Below are 17,704 nucleotides of genomic sequence, written 5' to 3' on the forward strand. Positions count from 1 at the left end.
TATATCAAATTTTATAATTAGTGTCAAGAAAAAGACAGAGGGTCCATATCCACTTCACAATGGTTTTGTTTGCATCGTAAAATGGTTTGCAAAAGTGCTTTTGAAGATGTGGATCTTAGAAGTATGTGGTATCTGTATTTTGAAGCGATTTTTTGTATATTCGCTTCGCCACTTCCTACTATCTCTACATCTTTTTGAAGATTTATCTTGAGACAATCAAGTACAACCTCCAAGGTCTCTTTTGCCTTTTTTTTATCTTTGTGGGAGATCAGTATCCTCGATAACTTTTTAAAAGGCGGATACAACCCTTTTCTGTATCTTAACTCGTCTTTTAAAAATGATTCGTAATCATCCATATATCTTTTAAAAAATTCTTCATTTGAAGTTTGCAAGATAACTTTTCCCACACCTGCTCTTCCGCTTCTTCCTGCTATTTGTACAGCAAGTGAGAGGGCATTTTCTCTGGCTTTAAAGTCATTTTGCGCTAGCAGTGTATCGATACCAAGTATCACGGAAAGTCCTATGCCTTCATAATCATGACCTTTGCTTAGCATCTGCGTTCCTACAAGTATATCGAGTTTTTTATCGTTGAACTCTTTTAACACTCTATTTAATTCTCTTGTACTTTTTATGGCATCTCTGTCAAATTTGGCTATATTTGCTTCTGGAAAGATAGTGCTTAACTTTTCTCTAACTTCCTCGGTTCCCATTCTAAATGATCCTAGATGAGTACTTTTACAACTTGGGCACTCTTTTACAATCCTTTGGACATAACCGCAGTAATGACAAACAAGAGCGTTTTTATCTTTATGTAGACTAAGTCCGACTGAACAAAAGGGACAAGATACAAACTCACCACAATCAAAACAGCTTATATACTTAAAATTCGCTCTTGTAGGCAAAAACACAACGGCTTGTTTTTTCTCTTTTATCGCTCTATTTAACTCATCAATGATCTTTGGTGATATTTCATCACTGTTTTTTTCGTAAATATACTCTTTTTTTTCTCCGGCATAGCTTCCTTTTAGTCTGAAGTGGGGATACTTGTTGTAGCTTGTAAGCGATGGGGTAGCCGAGCCTAAAACAACTTTACATTTTAAAACTTTTCCAAAGTAAACAGCCAAGTCTCTTGCGTTGTATCTTGGGCGGGAGTTTGACTTGTAACTGTTATCATGTTCTTCGTCAACTACTATAAGTCCAAGGCTCTCAACAGGCAAAAAAAGAGCCGATCTTGCACCGGCTATGATGCGGATACTGCCCTCTTTCAAGCCTTTTATGATCTCTTCTTTTCTTTTTTTTGTTACTTTTGAGTGCCATAGAGCGACTCTTTTATCAAATACATTCTCAAGTCTTTTTTGCATTTGAGTAGTCAAGGAAATCTCCGGCATCAAAAAGATGATATTTTTCCCTTTTTTTAGCGTCTTTGCCATAAGATGGGTATAAACTTCGGTTTTTCCGCTTCCTGTATCTCCAAAGAGCAGAGATATGTCATTGTTCTCCACAAATTTCAAAGCTTCTTTTTGTTTGGCGGATAACTCTTTTAAAACAAATTTATCCTCATTCACTTTAAAAGAGTTTTTTTCACTTCTTTTTTCAAAAGGAGTAAAAAGAGAAAAAGCTTCACCAAGTGAACACACATAATACTCACTGATGAATTTTACGATATTTTGATAATTTGGAGGGAAAAAATGCTCGGTAGCTTTACTTATCTCTTTGGTGGCAAAAGCCGGTTTTTTTACTTCTTTTAATATGACGGCTTTTTTAAGAGTATTTCGAAACGGAACTTCTACTAACATTCCCGGCAAAAGGGGGTGATTACTTTTGTAAGTTAAAGGCTCAAGAGGAGAATTTAAAAGGGCTGCTTCGTAGTAAGATATCACTTGTCCTATTGGGTAAGTTGTTTGCAGTTGTTGTTTGTATGGTCGCAGTCAAAGCTTCCTGTGGTACTGTTGTAGTCAAAACTTACATTTGTATCTCTTGTAACATAGTAAGCGTAAGTACTAGCTGCAGTTTTGACCCAGTGTCCGTCGGCATTTTTCTTTGAGTAGATGGGATACTCCAAAATGTTGGAACTGTTTCCGTCGTTAAAATAAAAAAGTTTTTGGTCATTTACATTGTATGTATTTACATTATCCAATTTATCGGGATATGGGGTGGAGTCACCTTTTAGCATATTTCTTGACTTTTGAAGAGATATACCGTTTCTTATAGCTGAAACCTGACTTTTGCCTTTGACGATAACCGCATCGTTTCTCGTAACCATCAGCTTAGGCACTGCGATAGCCGCAAGTATACCTATGACCACAATAACAAAAACAAGCTCAAGAAGAGTAAATGCGGATTTTTGACTTTTCAAAACGGATAACCTTTTATGAGAGAAAGAAGCAAGAGATATCTTGCTTCTTTATGATTTTTAGAATGTTACGCTGCTTCCACCTATGGTATAGCTAGCATCTTTTATCCTTGCTTTTACACCGGCACATATATCACCGGTAGATCCATTGTTATCAAAAACTTTTAATGTAGTTGAATTTACTTCCATACCAATACAGTCTTCCATATCACCGGCATTATCTTGCGCACCTACGATAGCATAACTTGTCATGTTTGCATCAAATAGACCTTGCATAGCATTACCAAAACCACTCGCAGTAGCATTAGAGGTAGTAATTACTGCCTTTCCTTGATCTTTCATTGTTTTAAGCACCTGAGACATTGTATCTAATTGATCAACTTTGCCTTGTGAAGTAACATATGCGGGAACTTCACCTATCGCACTTTGCACCTGTTGTGTAACTGCTGCGATTTTCGCGTCTGTTCTTGTGGCCATTAGTTTTGGTATGGCAACTGCTGCTAATATACCGAGGATTACGATCACGAAGATCAACTCAATCATTGTAAAACCACTTCTTCTCATCTGAGACTCCTTAAAAAATATCTAAAGATGATACACTTATCATCTCCGAACCATAATCTTACCTTAAATCAAATTAAAAAAATCTTAAATTTTTTAATTTTTAATTTTTAATTTTTCATTTATCATGTCTATCTCTTTTTCAAGCAAAAACTTTTCATAACTTTTTTTTACATAAGCGCTAAGGAGAGTTTTTATATCGTTGTTACCTTTGGTAAAAGTCTCTTCTATCTCTTTTTCAAAAGTCGAAGCAAACTCTTCACTGACAGATATATCATATCTTTTAGCCGCTATAGAGATAGTTAACTTTTTCACTTATAATATTCCTTTGGAATTTTTGGGTAAATGGGTAAATGGGAGGATGGGAGGATGGGAGGATGGGTATATAGTAGATGTGGGGAAATATCTTTTATATTTATCATTCACCCATTCACCCATTCACCCATTCACTCATTCACTCATCTACCTACTAAGCACTTCCTCAATTTTACTTAGTATATCCTCGCTCTCTACATCACTTACGCTTACTCTCTCTTCGAGTCTTTTTATATGTATATCTTTTGCTTCATTGCTGGCTTTCAAAGTCGCTACTTCGTTTTTAAGTCTTTCGTTTTCATCTTTTAACTCTTTATAATTTCTTAAAAGCTCATCTATCTTTTGACTTAGTATCTTTGTTTTACTTGTATCTTCAAATAACATACGTACCCTCTTTAATATATAAAATTTATGCCTAATGATACCAAAACTTTACTGAAAGTTAAAAGACCAGCACAGTGCCACTTATAGTGTAGTTTGCATCCTCTATGATATTTTTCACACCTTGGCAAATCGTACCTGTAGAGTTTGGATTGTGTTTTACGGAAAAGTTCGTACTGTTCACTTCAAGCAAAAAACAATCCTCCATATCCGCTGAGTTATCTTTTGAACCTATGGTTATGCTTGCTATCCTGTTTGAGTTGATGATATGCGCATTGAAAGCATGATGCCATCCGCTAAAAGAAGCGTTTGTATCTTTTGCTTTATGCTGGTGCACCATCTCATCCAATGTTTGTGACATTTCCCTCAAGCTTTTGGCTCCCCCCTGGGTAATGGGATAAGCTGTAACTTCACCCATAGCAGTTTGTATCTGCTGAGCCAAAGATGCTATCTTTGCATCCGTTCTTGTAGCCATAAGCTTTGGTATGGCAACTGCGGCCAATATACCAAGTATCACTATAACAAAGATAAGCTCTATCATAGTAAAACCTTCTCTTCTCATAAAAACTCCTAAAACAATTCATGCTTAAAAACCGATACATTTATCAATTTTGAGTATAATATCAAAAAAATATAAAAATGGAAACAATGATGAAAAAAAGATTTGAATTATCCAGCGGTTTTGCTCCAAAAGGAGATCAGCCTCAAGCCATAGAAAAGCTCTCCATGAGCATAAAAAGAGGTAACAAGTATCAAACACTTGTGGGGGTTACAGGAAGCGGTAAGACTTTTACTATGGCTAAGATCATAGAAGAGACAAACCTGCCCACACTCATCATGACTCACAACAAAACTCTTGCAGCCCAGCTATACAGTGAATTCAAAGGTTTTTTCCCAAAAAATCATGTAGAGTACTTCATAAGTTATTATGACTACTATCAACCTGAAGCCTACATACCAAGAAGTGATCTTTTCATAGAAAAAGACAGCTCCATCAACGCTGAACTTGAAAGACTAAGGCTAAGTGCCACAGCTTCACTTTTGAGTTATGATGATGTCATATGCGTAGCTTCCGTTTCAGCAAACTATGGTCTTGGAAATCCAAATGAATATAAAAAGATGGTTCAAAGCATAGAGGTTTCGCAAGAACTTAACCAAAAAGAGCTGCTTTTAAGGCTCGTTGATATGGGATACAAAAGAAATGACAACTTTTTTGACAGGGGGGATTTTAGAGTAAACGGGGATGTTCTTGATATATTTCCTGCATACAAAGAGGATGAAGCGGTAAGAGTGGAATTTTTTGGAGATGAAGTTGAAAGCATATACTACTTTGATGTACTAACCGGCAAAAAGATAGGAAAAGAGTTAAAAAAGATAGTCATCTATGCAGCAAATCAGTTCATAGTCGGACAAGATAGGCTTAAAGAGGCTATCAAAGAGATAGAAAAAGAGCTTGAAGAGAGGCTGAACTTTTTTAAGAGTGAAGGAAAACTCGTAGAGTATCAAAGGCTAAAACAAAGAGTGGAGTTCGATCTTGAGATGATGGAGAGTACGGGAGCTTGCAAGGGGATAGAGAACTATGCAAGGTATTTAACAGGTAAAAAAGCAGGTGAAACTCCATACTCTTTGTTCGACTACTATGAGGCTATGGGAGAGGATTATCTTTTGATAGTTGATGAGTCACATGTGAGTCTTCCTCAATTTCGAGGGATGTACGCGGGTGACAGGAGTAGAAAAGAGGTACTTGTAGAGTATGGTTTCAGGCTTCCTTCAGCACTTGATAACAGACCTTTGAAATTTGATGAATTTATCTCGAAGGCTCATCAGTTTTTATTTGTAAGTGCCACACCGAACGAGTATGAGTTGAAACTATCCGAAAAAAATGTAGCCGAACAGATCATAAGACCGACGGGTCTTTTGGATCCCGAGGTTGAAGTGGTTGACAGTGAGTATCAAGTAGAAAAACTATATGATGAGATCAAAAAAAGAGTTGAAAAAGATGAGAAAGTTTTAGTCACAACCCTTACAAAAAAGATGGCTGAAGAGTTGACGAAGTACTACATAGAACTTGGACTTAAAGTAAAATATATGCACAGCGATATAGACGCGATCGAGAGAAATCAGATCATAAGAGGCTTGAGGCTTGGCGAATTTGATGTGTTAGTCGGTATCAATCTTTTAAGAGAAGGATTGGATCTTCCTGAAGTTTCACTTATAGGTATACTTGATGCTGATAAAGAGGGGTTTTTAAGAAGTGAAACCGCACTCATACAAACCATGGGAAGAGCCGCAAGAAATGTAAACGGTAAAGTTATAATGTTTGCGAAAAAGATAACCAAGTCCATGCAAAAAGCGATAGATATAACCAAAAAAAGAAGAGCTTTACAAGAGAAGTATAATAAAACTCACGGTATCACTCCAAAAAGTACAGTTAGAAAACTCGATGAAAACTTAAAACTTGAAGACTATACCAAAACCAAACCGGATCTGGAAAAAATCCCGACAGTTGAAAAAAGAAAAATCGTAAACGAGCTTAAAAAGTTGATGCATGAAGCCGCTAAAAATCTGGAGTTTGAAGAAGCGGCAAGACTTAGAGATGAGATAAGAAGGATGAATGGGTGAATTGAGAATTGAGAATGGAGAATGGAGAATTGAGAATTGAGAGTGGAGAATGGAGAGTGGATGGGTGGTTTTTTGGGTGTAATTAATATGTAAATAACTATATGATATAATGATAACAAATGCAGAGAGTCAAAAAAGGGAGAATATGGTCAATCTTAACAATCCGGAATACTACATCAACAGAGAATTATCCTGGCTGAAATTTAACAGTAGAGTCTTAGCGCAATCAACTTTGAAAAATTTGCCTTTACTTGAAAGGTTGAAGTTCTTAGCCATTTATGCAACAAATCTTGATGAATTTTACATGATAAGAGTTGCGGGTCTAAAGCAGCTTTTTTCAGCAAGGGTTGTAGATACTGGTCCTGACAAACTGACTCCCTTACAGCAACTAAGAGAGATAAGAGCATACCTCAATAAAGAAAAAGATGAGTTGGTTTCAAGCTATAAAGAGATAACCTCATCTCTTCAAAAAGAGGGGCTTTTCATAACAGAGTATGACAAACTCGATGCAAATCTTCAAAAAATTGCCGATGAATACTTCTTCGAGCATCTTTTTCCTATCGTCATCCCTATAGCCGTTGACTCCACACATCCTTTCCCACATCTTAACAATCTAAGTTTCGCTCTTGCGGTAAAGCTGACAGACAAAGATAATCAAACAGAAACAAAGTTTGGTATGGTTAGAATCTCAAGAATGCTTCCAAGGTTTATCCAAGTCGATGACTCTCACTATATACCTATAGAATCACTTGTGGAAAAACATATAGAAAATCTCTTTCCCGGATTCATAGCAAGGAGCGTATCAGCTTTTAGGGTAACGAGAAATGCCGACATAGTCATAGAGGAAGAGGAAGCTGATGACTTCATGGAGATACTCGAACAAGGACTTAAGCTTAGAAAAAAAGGTGCTTTTGTAAGACTTGAGATACAAAGCGGAACTGATGAGGATATACTCGAATTTTTAAATGCACATTTGAAAATATTTCCAAGAGATATATATGAGTATGATATACCGCTAAATCTTGGAACTCTTTGGCAAATAGTCGGGAATCAACACTTTGCGCACTTGACACTCGAGTCTAACAAACCCAAAATCCTGCCGCCTTTTGATGAAAACAGATCTATCTTCGATACCATAGAAAACGGCGAAGCTTTGCTTGTTCATCCTTATGAGAGTTTTGAGCCTGTTACAAGACTTATCCAAAGCGCGGCAAAAGATCCAAAGACTTTATCAATCCGCATGACACTCTACAGGGTTGAGAAAAATTCACCCATAGTCGCGGCTTTGATAGATGCGGCAAACAATGGCGTACAGGTAACTGTTATGGTTGAGCTAAAAGCCAGGTTTGATGAAGAAAACAACCTTGTATGGGCAAAATCGCTTGAAAAAGCGGGTGCTCATGTAGTATATGGCATAAGTGGATTTAAAGTACATGCAAAAATCACTCAAATCATACGAAAAGTTGACAATAAACTAAAATTTTACATCCATTTGGCAACCGGAAACTACAATGGAGCAACCGCGAAGATATACAGTGATATAAGTTTCTTTACTTCAAGAGAAAAAATCGTAACAGACAGCACCACTTTTTTCCATATCCTGACCGGTTTTGCAAAAAAACAGAGGCTAAAATATCTAAGTATGTCTCCGACTCAGATAAAACCAAAACTGCTTGGTATGATAAACAATGAAATCCAACACAAAGAAGACGGCCATATCATACTAAAAGCAAACTCTTTGGTTGATCAAGACATCATAAAAGCTCTTTATAAAGCATCTATAGCTAGAGTTAAGATCGATCTTATCATCAGAGGCATATGCTGCTTGAAACCCGGTATCAAAGGAGTAAGTGAAAATATCAATGTCATTTCGATAGTTGGAAAATATCTTGAGCATGCAAGGATATACTACTTTAAGCACTCTTTCCCATATATTTATATCTCAAGTGCAGACTTGATGCCAAGAAATCTTGAGAGAAGATTGGAGCTTATGTCGCCTATCGAGGATGAGAGGCTTTCTCATACGCTAAAAGAGATACTTGACCTTCAATTGGCTGACAACGAGCTTAGCTGGAAACTCCAGCAAAATGGAACATATATCAAAAAAATAAGAAAACAAGATGAAAAGCCGATAAACTGCCATGAAATACTTGAAAGTTTTATAAACAAACTTTACAAATCACTCTATAAAGACAGAACAAAAAAAGGCAGGAATTTGGCAAGAAAATTTAGTAAGGATAACTAATGATATATACTCACGATAAGATAACTCCAAAAATAGGGAAAAACGTTTTTATAGCAAACAGCGCCGACATCATAGGTGAAGTTTCCATAGGAGATGACAGCTCGGTTTGGTTTGGATGCGTTATAAGAGGTGATGTGAACTATATAAGTATAGGAGATAGGGTTAACATACAAGATATGAGCATGATACATGTAACTCATGCATCACTTGAAAATCCTGAAGGAAATCCTACCATTATAGAAGATGATGTTACCATAGGACACAAAGTAATGCTTCATGGCTGTACCGTAAAAAAAGGATCTCTTATAGGAATGAGTGCTACTATACTTGATGGTGCCGTCATAGGTGAAGAGTCCATAGTGGGAGCAAATTCGCTTGTAACAAAGGAGAAAAAATTCCCTCCCAGAAGCCTTATAGTCGGCTCTCCGGCAAAAGTCATAAGAGAATTAAGCGATGAAGAAGTAAAGGAGCTTTATAGCTCGGCAAAAAGGTATGTTGACTACAAAAATAGTTACTTATAACTTTTTTTTATAATAAATATCAAAAATCATATAACATCAAATAATAATATTTTAATAATTAAATGTTATAATACACATACACAAAACAATAATAAACTAGGGTTTAATTTTAAAGTAACCTTTTGAAGTTTAAAATAAGGAGATCATATGGCGAGAGTAGTTGTACTTGGCGGTGGTGTTTCAGGACATACGGCCGCAACATTTTTAGCAAAATGGCTGGGCAGGAAACATGAAGTAGTAGTTGTAACACCAAATGCAAAATGGAATTGGATACCGTCTAATATATGGGTAGGCGTAGGTCAAATGAGTGTTGAAGAAGTTGTTTTTGAGCTTGCACCGGTTTATAAAAAAGCAGGTATTGACTACAGGCAGGCAAAAGCACTCTCAATTCACCCTGAAGGTGGTGAAGAAGAGGCAAAGCCTTACGTTACCGTAGAATATACCGATCCAAATAAAGCAGGTGAGCTAGAAAAAGTTACATATGATTATCTCATCAATGCAACAGGTCCTAAACTGAACTTCGATGCGACTCCAGGGCTTGGAAACGGCGAGGGTCATCCTGGAGAATATACAGTATCAGTTTGTAGTGCTTCACACGCAGCGCATGCGGCAAATGAACTCGAGCTTGTTATCGAGCAGATGAAAAAAGGTGAACATAAAAAATTTCTTATAGGTACGGGTCACGGAATGTGTACCTGTCAAGGTGCCGCATTTGAATACACTTTCAATGTAGATCACAAACTAAGAGACGAAGGCGTTAGAGATAAAGCAACCATAACATACATATCAAACGAATATGAACTTGGCGACTTCGGTGTCGGCGGTATGCATATAAAAAGAGGCGGATATATAACAAGCGGTAAAGTATTTGCCGAATCCCTCTATACCGAAAGAGCAGTAAAATGGATAACTAGAGCACATGTCAACAAGGTAGAAAAAGGTGTTGTCCACTATGAACAGTTAGATGGAACTATGCATGAAGAGACATTTGATTTTGCTATGCTTATACCTCCGTTTGCCGGAGCAGGTATGAAAGCTTATGATAAAGCAGGAGAAGATATAACTTCAAAAGTATTTAATCCGGCAGGTTTCATGAAAGTTGATGCAGACTATACAAGCGGACCTAAGGGTTTTGAGAATTGGTCACCTAATGACTGGCCAAAAACTCTTCAAAATCCAGACTATGCCAATATGTTTGCAGTAGGTATCGCTTTTGCTCCTCCTCATTTTATAAGTAAGCCGATGAGTTCACCAAACGGAACACCTATCAATCCAACTCCTCCAAGAACAGGTATGCCAAGCGCTATGATGGGTAAAGCAGTGGCCCAGAGCATAAGAGACATGGTAGAAGGAAAAGCGGACAAACCAACTCACACTGCTTGTATGGCGGAAATGGGTGCGGCTTGTGTAGCAAGTGCGGGCAAGGGCCTGTTTAACGGAACCGCTGCAGCGATGACAATGTATCCTATCATTCCGGATTATGAAAAGTATGAATACGGGAGAGACTTGAATGGAACATTCGGCACTATAGGATTGGCTGGTCACTGGGTAAAACACTTGCTTCATTATGCATTTATCTGGAAGGCAAAACTTAAGCCATTTTGGACAATAATACCTGAATAAATAAAAGGAGAAATATATGAGAAAAATTGAACAATATACACAAAACGACTATACACCGGTTCCGTCAAAATTTACTATTTTCATGAGAACTTGTGTCATCTGGCAACTTATCCAGTTTTTATGGATAAATTTAAAAATGACAGTTTTGATCTTGAAATCACACCACTAAAAACATAATCAAGCCAAAAGCTTATGCGCTCTTGGCTTGTTTTTTTCTTTTCCTTTTAGGAGGATTGGAAAACTCTATCAAATCTTCAGTAGTATTTATCTCATTTGGAATGTTTTTTAATGATATCTCAAATATCCTGAGTGCACTAAGTGCATCGGCGTAGGCTCTGTGATGATTGTCTATGTCTATATGAAGATGCTCTTTTAAAAAAGATAAGCCATATCTCTCTGATTCGATGGTTTTTTTTGCCAGATTTATAGTGCAAAGTCTTCTGTTTAACAACTCTTCAAACCCAAATTTTTGAAAAGATTGTGATATGAAATTGTAATCAAATCTTACATTGTGAGCGATAAATACTGAATTTCCTAAAAAATTTTTAAATTCTTTCAATATATCTTTTAGCTTTGGAGCACCGATAAGATCATTTTGTGAAATATTTGTTATCCTCTTGATATAATCAGGTACAAAATCACTATACACAAAACTCTCAAATCTGTCTATTATCCTGCCATTTTGATACTTGATGGCTCCAAGTTCTATAATTTGGTCATTTTGCGGAGAATTTCCATTGGTTTCTATGTCTACTATGCAAAAAATTTCATCTTTATATGGTCTAAATCTGGTTTTTGAAAATATTTTATCATCTTTTTCTATGGTATCTATACCGGCATTATTGATATAATCTATCGCCAAATCTATCTCATCTTCATTTACTATCAATGAATTTTCTTTACACTCTTTTACAAATTCATTTTTTGTTATGCCTTTAGGGGAAGACATTTTTTCTACTATATTACTTAGGCTAGTTATCATATTTTACGGCTTTTATAAAATTTTTTATCTTTTTATGGTCTTTTATGCCTTTTGATCTCTCTACTCCACTGCTGACATCAAATCCGTAAAAACCATAATCCATCATCTCTTTTACATTTTTTTCATTTAGTCCGCCGGCAAGTATGAACTTGGAACAATCAACACCGTCAAACCAATCTTTGTGTATCCTCTTGCCTTCTCCGCCATAACTCTCAACATATGCGTCAACCAAAACATATCCATCGCTTTTTCTACTCAAAATATCCTCTTTTGATTTGACTCTTTTGACCTCTATGTACTCACACTCAAGATTTTTTAAAAAATCCTTCGATACTTCAAAATGAAGTTGCGCCATATCCATACAAGTTTTATTCATTGTTTCATTTATAAATTCAGGTGTTTCATTGACAAAAAGCGCTATTTTTTTTACAAATGGCGGTAGTTTCAAGGATATCTCTTTTGCAATCTCCGGCTTTATATACCTGGGAGATTTTTCATAAAAAACAAATCCAAGTGCATCAGCTCCCGCCTCGCAGGCAAAAAGAGCGTCTTCAAGGTTTGTAATGCCACATATTTTCACTTTTTTCATTTTTAATTTTTAATTTTTAATTTTTAATTTTTCAATCGCTTTTTTATAATCATTCCTGAACACATAGCTTCCCGCAACCACTACATCCACGCCCGCATTTTTAAGGTCATGTATATTTTTGTCATTTACTCCGCCGTCAACCTCTATAAGAGCATTCGAGCCTTTTCTAAGAAGCAAGTCTTTCAATCTTTTGGCTTTTTCCAATACCGAAGGTATGAATCTCTGTCCTCCAAAACCGGGATTGACACTCATAAGAAGTATCATGTCCAAATTGTCAAGTAAAAATTCGACACTCTCAGGTGGCGTAGAAGGGTTTAGAACGATTCCCGGTTTTACACCAAGATCTCTAATGTGTTGCAAAAGCCTATGGGGATGTTTCTCTTCTTCTATATGAAAAGAGATATATTTTGGCTTCAAAGGAGCGAACATATTGACAAAAAAAGTATTGTTCTTTACCATCAGGTGGATATCTAAGGGTTTTGTTGAAGTTTTTGCTATATGCTCCACCACCACCGGTCCAAAAGTCATATTGGGCACAAAGTGACCATCCATCACATCTATATGAAGCTTGTCGGCCCCTGCATCACAGATCGCTTTTACTTCATCCTCAAGTTTTCCAAAGTTACATGATAACATACTTGGTGCTACTAACATTTTCTTCCTTTCCTATCTACTTAAAAACAGTTCTAAAATTTCACCTTCAAAATCAAGCTCTATGCAAACACCTTTTCTACTATCATAAAATTCCATAGCTTGATCAATATCTTGAAAAACCCTAGGAAGCGTTATCTCTACATCGATTTTATGAAGTTTGAAGTCTGACTTGATCTTGGAAGAGACTATATTGGCATATTCGCTTAGTGCATCATACAGCTCCTCTTTTTTTGAAGCATCATCTATAAATATTTTACAGGTTCTAACAAGCAACTCTTTTGAAAATATCATGGAAAATGTAGCATTTATCTCTTTATAGACCCCAAATAAAACGATAAAATGATCCCTCTCTTTGTCGGGGTCTAAAGTATCTATCTTCACACTTTTTTTCTTTCCTTTTTTTTGTGAAAGCATTTGGGTAATGTGTATGGTTGTATCGACAAATGTATTTAAATGTGCTATGATATTTTTTGTCAGTTTTTTGCTCTTTGCAGGAACTTTTCCGCCACTGATGGACTCTTTTTTTATCTCTTCATCACTCAAAAACTCTTCCATATCTTTATAAAGAATGATGCCTGAATCCTCAAGATCGTTTTTTAACTGTTGGCTCAGTTTTTTACCATTTACTCCCACCATACAAAATGTCGTACCGTATTCCGCTCCGGCAGTGGAGAGTTTTGCCAAAAAGTTGACTCCGTGTATATTCATCGATGAAACATTGGTGATATCAAACACAAATACTTTAAACCCTACTCTTAGAAGATTGTTATGATAAACTGTATCGAATTTTTTTACTATATCAGAATCAATGAAATCATTTAAAACATAAAAGATCATATTGTTTTTTATATGAACATTTATCCTGTGTTCGGCATTTGCAATATATGAGTAGTGAACGACTATGCCGTACTTGATGTACTCATCCTCTTTTTCTTTAAAATCGCTGAAATCTTTGGCGACATAGGGTTTATACCCCATCTCATACAATTCTATAGCCAACTGATTTTTTTGATCCGCATCATCATTGTAGATAAGTATCTTTTTTTCGCCGTCGCTGTTTTCATCAAAAAACAAAGACATTACTTTTAAATTTTCAAAAAGAGAAAATTCCAAATCCCCGTCAAACATAGAAAGTATAGTTTTGTATTTTTTATCATCATATTCACAAAAACCTATGGCACAATGCAGCTTGTCCTGTATCAGCTTCAATGAATCAACAAGTATGGAAAGTCCTTTTTTATTAAAAAAAACTATCTTCTTCAAAGAAACAAATACCGCTTTTGGTCTTTTGGAGATAACAAAACCGTTATCTGAAGGCTCGATGATAACTGAAGCGTTCAATCCATCCAAAAATCCCTGAGGATAGAATATGGCACTATTTTTCTTTATAACAGGTCTCATTCGCTCTCAACTATCTGCATAAAATCTTCATAAATATCACTGACAAACTCTACATCGAACTCTATAAAGTCATTTAGTCCGGCTTCTATGTATTTTGGTCGTGAGAGTTCATAAAACATTAAAAGATGTATATATTTTGCAAGTTTTGAAAAGCTGGAATTGTCTTCAATTTTTTTGGAAATATACTCTACAAAATTTATGGATGTTTCACTTAGTTCCCATTTTCTGCAAATTATCATAAAGATATCGAAAATCTTATAACCGCTCATCTTATAGAGTATCTCATCATAACTCATATATTTTTGTAATTTTAAAAGCTTGACTTCTTCTATATTTTCTTCAAAAATCTCTTCACATATGATCAAAGAAGCAGGCAGCAATGATATGATGGAAGCCAATGGCATACTGTTTTGATTTTCATGATTTAGTATCTTGTTCCAGTTACGGATCAAAGAAGCCTGCAGCATTTGAAAGTCACTGTTTGTGATGCCGAAAACTTTCCAGGACTTAGGCAGTATCAGCTTGGCATAGTATGCATTTACCACTTGGGATGCTTTTTCGATACCCAATATCCCAAAAATCTGTTCTATATCTTTCACTTCATGTCTTAGCCCAAATATAGGCTTATTTACCAAAATGATGAGATAATGAGAAAATGCCGGATCCCTAAGAGCACTTTTTGCAGCTTTGTTCAAGTCACCCTCTTCCAAAAATTTGGCACATACCTGTACATTTTTGGGAATAGCCGGGATATTTTCAATGAATTTTTCAATTTTGCTTTTTAACATAGGTGATATTTTATCTTTTATTTTATAAAACAGAGGTAAATTAAGCAAAAATTTTGTTATTTTTCTATATAATTATCCACCAATTTTACTACAAGAGGAAATATTATGGCAAGAAGATGTGCAGTTAGCGGAAAAGGACCTGCTGTTGGAAACAATGTAAGTCACGCTCACAATAAAACAAAAAGAAGATTTTTACCAAATCTAAGAACTATAAGAGTTACCCTGGAAGACGGTACTAGAAAGAAGATCAAAGTAGCAGCTTCAACTCTTAGGACAATGAAGAAAAATTCATAAACTAACTAAAAAAATCAAAGGAGGTCTTATTGAGTCTTATCTCAAAAATCAAGCACCTCCTAAACTGGAAAGAATCCCAAAAACCATATATCGATTTAAACACAGAACTATACCTTCAACTTAAACCCTTAAGACTGCCGCTAATCCTTACCGTGCTTCTTATCATGCTTGGAAGCCTAGGATACATGGCAATAGACAATTTTTCACTTATGGATGCCATATATCAAACAGGTATCACTTTTACAACGGTCGGGTACGGTGAAATTGCTCCTATTTCCTATATGGGCAGGATTTTTACGATAACACTGATCATTGTAGGATTTGGAGTATTTTCATTTTCTATAGGAATACTCATAGAAGTTATCAACAAAGGGGATCTTTTAAGGATACTAAAGGAGAGAAATATGCTATATAAAGTAGCGAGGCTTACAAATCATTTTGTAATTTTTTACCAAAACAGTTATACTATAGAACTTTCAAAACAATTTCGAGAAAATCATATACCTTTTGTAGTGGTCGATGATCTGGAGAATTTGGAACAAATTGCCCATACACACTCTTATCCTTACTATCTTCAAACAAATCCCCAAACAAGTGAAGCTCTGCTCAAGTCACATCTTTCAAGTGCCAAAGGGGCTATCTCACTCTCATCAAATATCGCAGAAAATATAGCTCTTATATCCACCATAAGGCTCTATGAAAAAGAGATAAAACGAAAAAAACCGTTTCAAATCATGACATATGCTAGTAGTAGCAATGATATAGAAAAGTTAAAAAAACTAGGAGCTAACAGTGTCGTATCTCCTGCAAAATTGCTGGCTCAAAGAGTAAGTGCGGTAAGTGTCAGACCTGATATGCAAAACATACTTGAAGAGTTTTTATACAAAAAAGATACTCCCTTGGATTTCGAAGAGATAAAAGTACCGGAATACTCCTGGATAAGACTTAAAAAGATAAAAGAAGCAAAATTTAGAAATAGATTAAATGTCAGCATAGTAGGCATAAGGGATAGACACGGAAAATTTACCGCCATACCAAACGGTGATACACTTATAACAAGCGGAGCGACTCTTTTGGTGGTAGGCTCTAGCAAAAATATATCACTCACCAAACAGTATATAAACAGAAAACAAAAACCTGCACAATTAAAGGAAACAAATGTTTGAAATCATATCTTTGAAAAACGGGCTTGATAATGTGGAAGGATTTTACAGTGACGGTATCAATGCGGGGCTTAAGAACAAAGAAAAAGATTTGGCTTTCATAAGAAGTGATGAACTTTGTGATATTTCGGCCGTTTTTACTACCAACAGATTTCAAGCGGCTCCCATAAAGCATTTTAAAAAATATCCCAAAGATTTTAAAACGAACTTTATACTGATAAATTCCAAAAACGCAAATGCCATGACTTCAAAAAAAGGCATAGAAGATATAAATGACATACTTAATTCACTTAAAGAAATATATCCAAATATTACAAATCCCATTATGAGTTCAACCGGCGTCATAGGATATAGACTTCCAAAAGATAAAATCACAAATGGATTTAAAAAGTTTGATTTCAATGCAAGAAACTCCAACGCTGCCGCACAGGCTATCATGACGACAGATACTTTTCAAAAGGATATATGTTTAAAAGTCACTCTGCAAAATGGTTCACATTTTCATATAGCAGCCATTTGCAAAGGTGCCGGCATGATAAATCCCGCCATGGCGACTATGCTCTGTTTCATAGCCACAGATGCCGATATACCGAAAAACGATATGGATGAATTGCTCAAAAGTGCGGTTGATAGCTCCTTTAACAAGATAAGTGTGGATGGAGATACTTCGACAAACGATACGGTAATGCTTCTATCCAATAAAAAAAGTGGTGCTTATGATAAAAAGGCTTTTAAAATCGCACTTGAAACCATAACCAAAGAATTGGCACTTATGATCTTAAAAGACGGGGAAGGCTCAAATAAAGTCGTAGCCTTTGAAGTTAAAAATGCCGCCTCAAAAGAGGATGCAAAAAAATCTGCTACGATGCTTAGCAATTCATTGCTGGTAAAAACCGCACTTTTCGGAGAAGATCCAAACTGGGGAAGAGTGGGCTCTACTATAGGAGCAAGCGGTATAGAGTGTGACGAAGATAAGCTAACCATCAGCTATGATGATGTGGTAGTGTATGAAAAAGGTACCAATAAAATGAATGAAGAGGTTGAAAAAAAAGCGGCAAAAATACTATCTCAAGAAAGCTTCAAAATCACTTGTGATATCGGTATGGGAGAGTTTTCATATACTACATACGGGTGTGATTTAAGCTATGAATATGTAAAGATAAACGCTGATTATAGAACATGATACATAATATGATATTAATCATAAAAAAG

General features: G+C 35.9%; 19 protein-coding genes. 8 read left to right on the forward strand and 11 right to left on the reverse strand.

What is annotated here, in order from left to right; translation table 11 throughout:
• Nucleotides 1–23: 23 nt before the first annotated feature.
• From ACZ47B_RS06240 to ACZ47B_RS06265, 6 genes are all read right to left on the reverse strand, one after another.
• Entirely contained in the window at nt 24–1,880 is a 1,857-nt protein-coding gene (locus tag ACZ47B_RS06240; RefSeq protein WP_464893675.1) for a primosomal protein N', read from the reverse strand.
• A 5-nt stretch (nt 1,881–1,885) separates the two neighbouring features.
• Complete coding sequence (locus tag ACZ47B_RS06245) at nt 1,886–2,356, reverse strand: type II secretion system protein (RefSeq protein WP_464893676.1); 471 nt, start codon at nt 2,354–2,356, stop codon at nt 1,886–1,888.
• 57 nt (nt 2,357–2,413) lie between these two features.
• Nucleotides 2,414–2,917, reverse strand: a complete 504-nt coding sequence (locus ACZ47B_RS06250; RefSeq protein ID WP_464893677.1) for a type II secretion system protein — start codon at nt 2,915–2,917, stop codon at nt 2,414–2,416.
• 93 nt (nt 2,918–3,010) lie between these two features.
• On the reverse strand, nt 3,011–3,229 hold the full coding sequence (locus tag ACZ47B_RS06255; protein ID WP_464893678.1) for a hypothetical protein: 219 nt from the start codon (nt 3,227–3,229) through the stop codon (nt 3,011–3,013).
• Between the two features lie 147 nt (nt 3,230–3,376).
• Nucleotides 3,377–3,613 carry a hypothetical protein gene (locus ACZ47B_RS06260; RefSeq protein ID WP_464893679.1) on the reverse strand — a complete coding sequence of 79 codons (237 nt, stop codon included), beginning with the start codon at nt 3,611–3,613 and terminating at the stop codon, nt 3,377–3,379.
• Between the two features lie 58 nt (nt 3,614–3,671).
• The gene (locus tag ACZ47B_RS06265; RefSeq protein ID WP_464893680.1) at nt 3,672–4,172 is read right to left on the reverse strand and encodes a type II secretion system protein; all 501 of its coding nucleotides are present in this window, start codon (nt 4,170–4,172) and stop codon (nt 3,672–3,674) included.
• Between the two features lie 89 nt (nt 4,173–4,261).
• On the opposite strand from ACZ47B_RS06265, the gene uvrB reads away from it, so the two are divergent.
• The 5 genes from uvrB (at nt 4,262) to ACZ47B_RS06290 (ending at nt 10,790) form a co-directional block, all read left to right on the forward strand.
• Nucleotides 4,262–6,232, forward strand: a complete 1,971-nt coding sequence (gene uvrB / locus ACZ47B_RS06270) for an excinuclease ABC subunit UvrB (RefSeq protein WP_464893681.1) — start codon at nt 4,262–4,264, stop codon at nt 6,230–6,232.
• Between the two features lie 145 nt (nt 6,233–6,377).
• The gene (locus ACZ47B_RS06275) at nt 6,378–8,477 is read left to right on the forward strand and encodes an RNA degradosome polyphosphate kinase (protein WP_464893682.1); all 2,100 of its coding nucleotides are present in this window, start codon (nt 6,378–6,380) and stop codon (nt 8,475–8,477) included.
• A complete protein-coding gene (locus ACZ47B_RS06280) occupies nt 8,477–8,998 on the forward strand; it encodes a gamma carbonic anhydrase family protein (RefSeq protein WP_464893683.1) in 522 nt (173 codons plus the stop codon). The genes ACZ47B_RS06275 and ACZ47B_RS06280 overlap by 1 nt, the downstream gene beginning before the upstream one ends.
• 147 nt (nt 8,999–9,145) lie before the next feature.
• Nucleotides 9,146–10,621, forward strand: a complete 1,476-nt coding sequence (locus ACZ47B_RS06285) for an NAD(P)/FAD-dependent oxidoreductase (protein ID WP_464893684.1) — start codon at nt 9,146–9,148, stop codon at nt 10,619–10,621.
• Between the two features lie 16 nt (nt 10,622–10,637).
• Nucleotides 10,638–10,790 (forward strand): hypothetical protein, encoded by a 153-nt coding sequence (locus tag ACZ47B_RS06290; protein ID WP_464893685.1) that lies wholly within the window; start codon nt 10,638–10,640, stop codon nt 10,788–10,790.
• A 21-nt stretch (nt 10,791–10,811) separates the two neighbouring features.
• Here ACZ47B_RS06290 and ACZ47B_RS06295 read toward each other — a convergent pair whose 3' ends face one another.
• From ACZ47B_RS06295 to ACZ47B_RS06315, 5 genes are read right to left on the reverse strand one after another with little or no spacing between them, the layout of a single operon-like run.
• Entirely contained in the window at nt 10,812–11,570 is a 759-nt protein-coding gene (locus ACZ47B_RS06295) for a 3'-5' exonuclease (protein ID WP_464893686.1), read from the reverse strand.
• 22 nt (nt 11,571–11,592) lie between these two features.
• Entirely contained in the window at nt 11,593–12,192 is a 600-nt protein-coding gene (locus ACZ47B_RS06300; protein WP_464893687.1) for a phosphoribosylanthranilate isomerase, read from the reverse strand.
• A gap of 9 nt (nt 12,193–12,201) precedes the next feature.
• A complete protein-coding gene (gene rpe, locus ACZ47B_RS06305) occupies nt 12,202–12,846 on the reverse strand; it encodes a ribulose-phosphate 3-epimerase (RefSeq protein WP_464893688.1) in 645 nt (214 codons plus the stop codon).
• Nucleotides 12,847–12,858: 12 nt separating this feature from the next.
• On the reverse strand, nt 12,859–14,247 hold the full coding sequence (locus ACZ47B_RS06310; RefSeq protein WP_464893689.1) for a chemotaxis protein CheX: 1,389 nt from the start codon (nt 14,245–14,247) through the stop codon (nt 12,859–12,861).
• The gene (locus tag ACZ47B_RS06315; RefSeq protein WP_464893690.1) at nt 14,244–15,035 is read right to left on the reverse strand and encodes an HDOD domain-containing protein; all 792 of its coding nucleotides are present in this window, start codon (nt 15,033–15,035) and stop codon (nt 14,244–14,246) included. The genes ACZ47B_RS06310 and ACZ47B_RS06315 overlap by 4 nt, the downstream gene beginning before the upstream one ends.
• A 105-nt stretch (nt 15,036–15,140) precedes the next feature.
• On the opposite strand from ACZ47B_RS06315, the gene rpmB reads away from it, so the two are divergent.
• From rpmB to argJ, 3 genes are read left to right on the forward strand one after another with little or no spacing between them, the layout of a single operon-like run.
• Nucleotides 15,141–15,329, forward strand: coding sequence for a 50S ribosomal protein L28 (gene rpmB, locus ACZ47B_RS06320; RefSeq protein ID WP_464893691.1), 189 nt, complete (start codon nt 15,141–15,143; stop codon nt 15,327–15,329).
• Nucleotides 15,330–15,358: 29 nt separating this feature from the next.
• A complete protein-coding gene (locus ACZ47B_RS06325; protein ID WP_464893692.1) occupies nt 15,359–16,495 on the forward strand; it encodes a potassium channel family protein in 1,137 nt (378 codons plus the stop codon).
• Complete coding sequence (gene argJ / locus ACZ47B_RS06330; RefSeq protein ID WP_464893693.1) at nt 16,488–17,675, forward strand: bifunctional glutamate N-acetyltransferase/amino-acid acetyltransferase ArgJ; 1,188 nt, start codon at nt 16,488–16,490, stop codon at nt 17,673–17,675. Before ACZ47B_RS06325 ends, argJ begins: the two co-directional genes overlap by 8 nt.
• Nucleotides 17,676–17,704 lie beyond the last annotated feature (29 nt).

The organism is Thiofractor thiocamini (assembly GCF_055384375.1).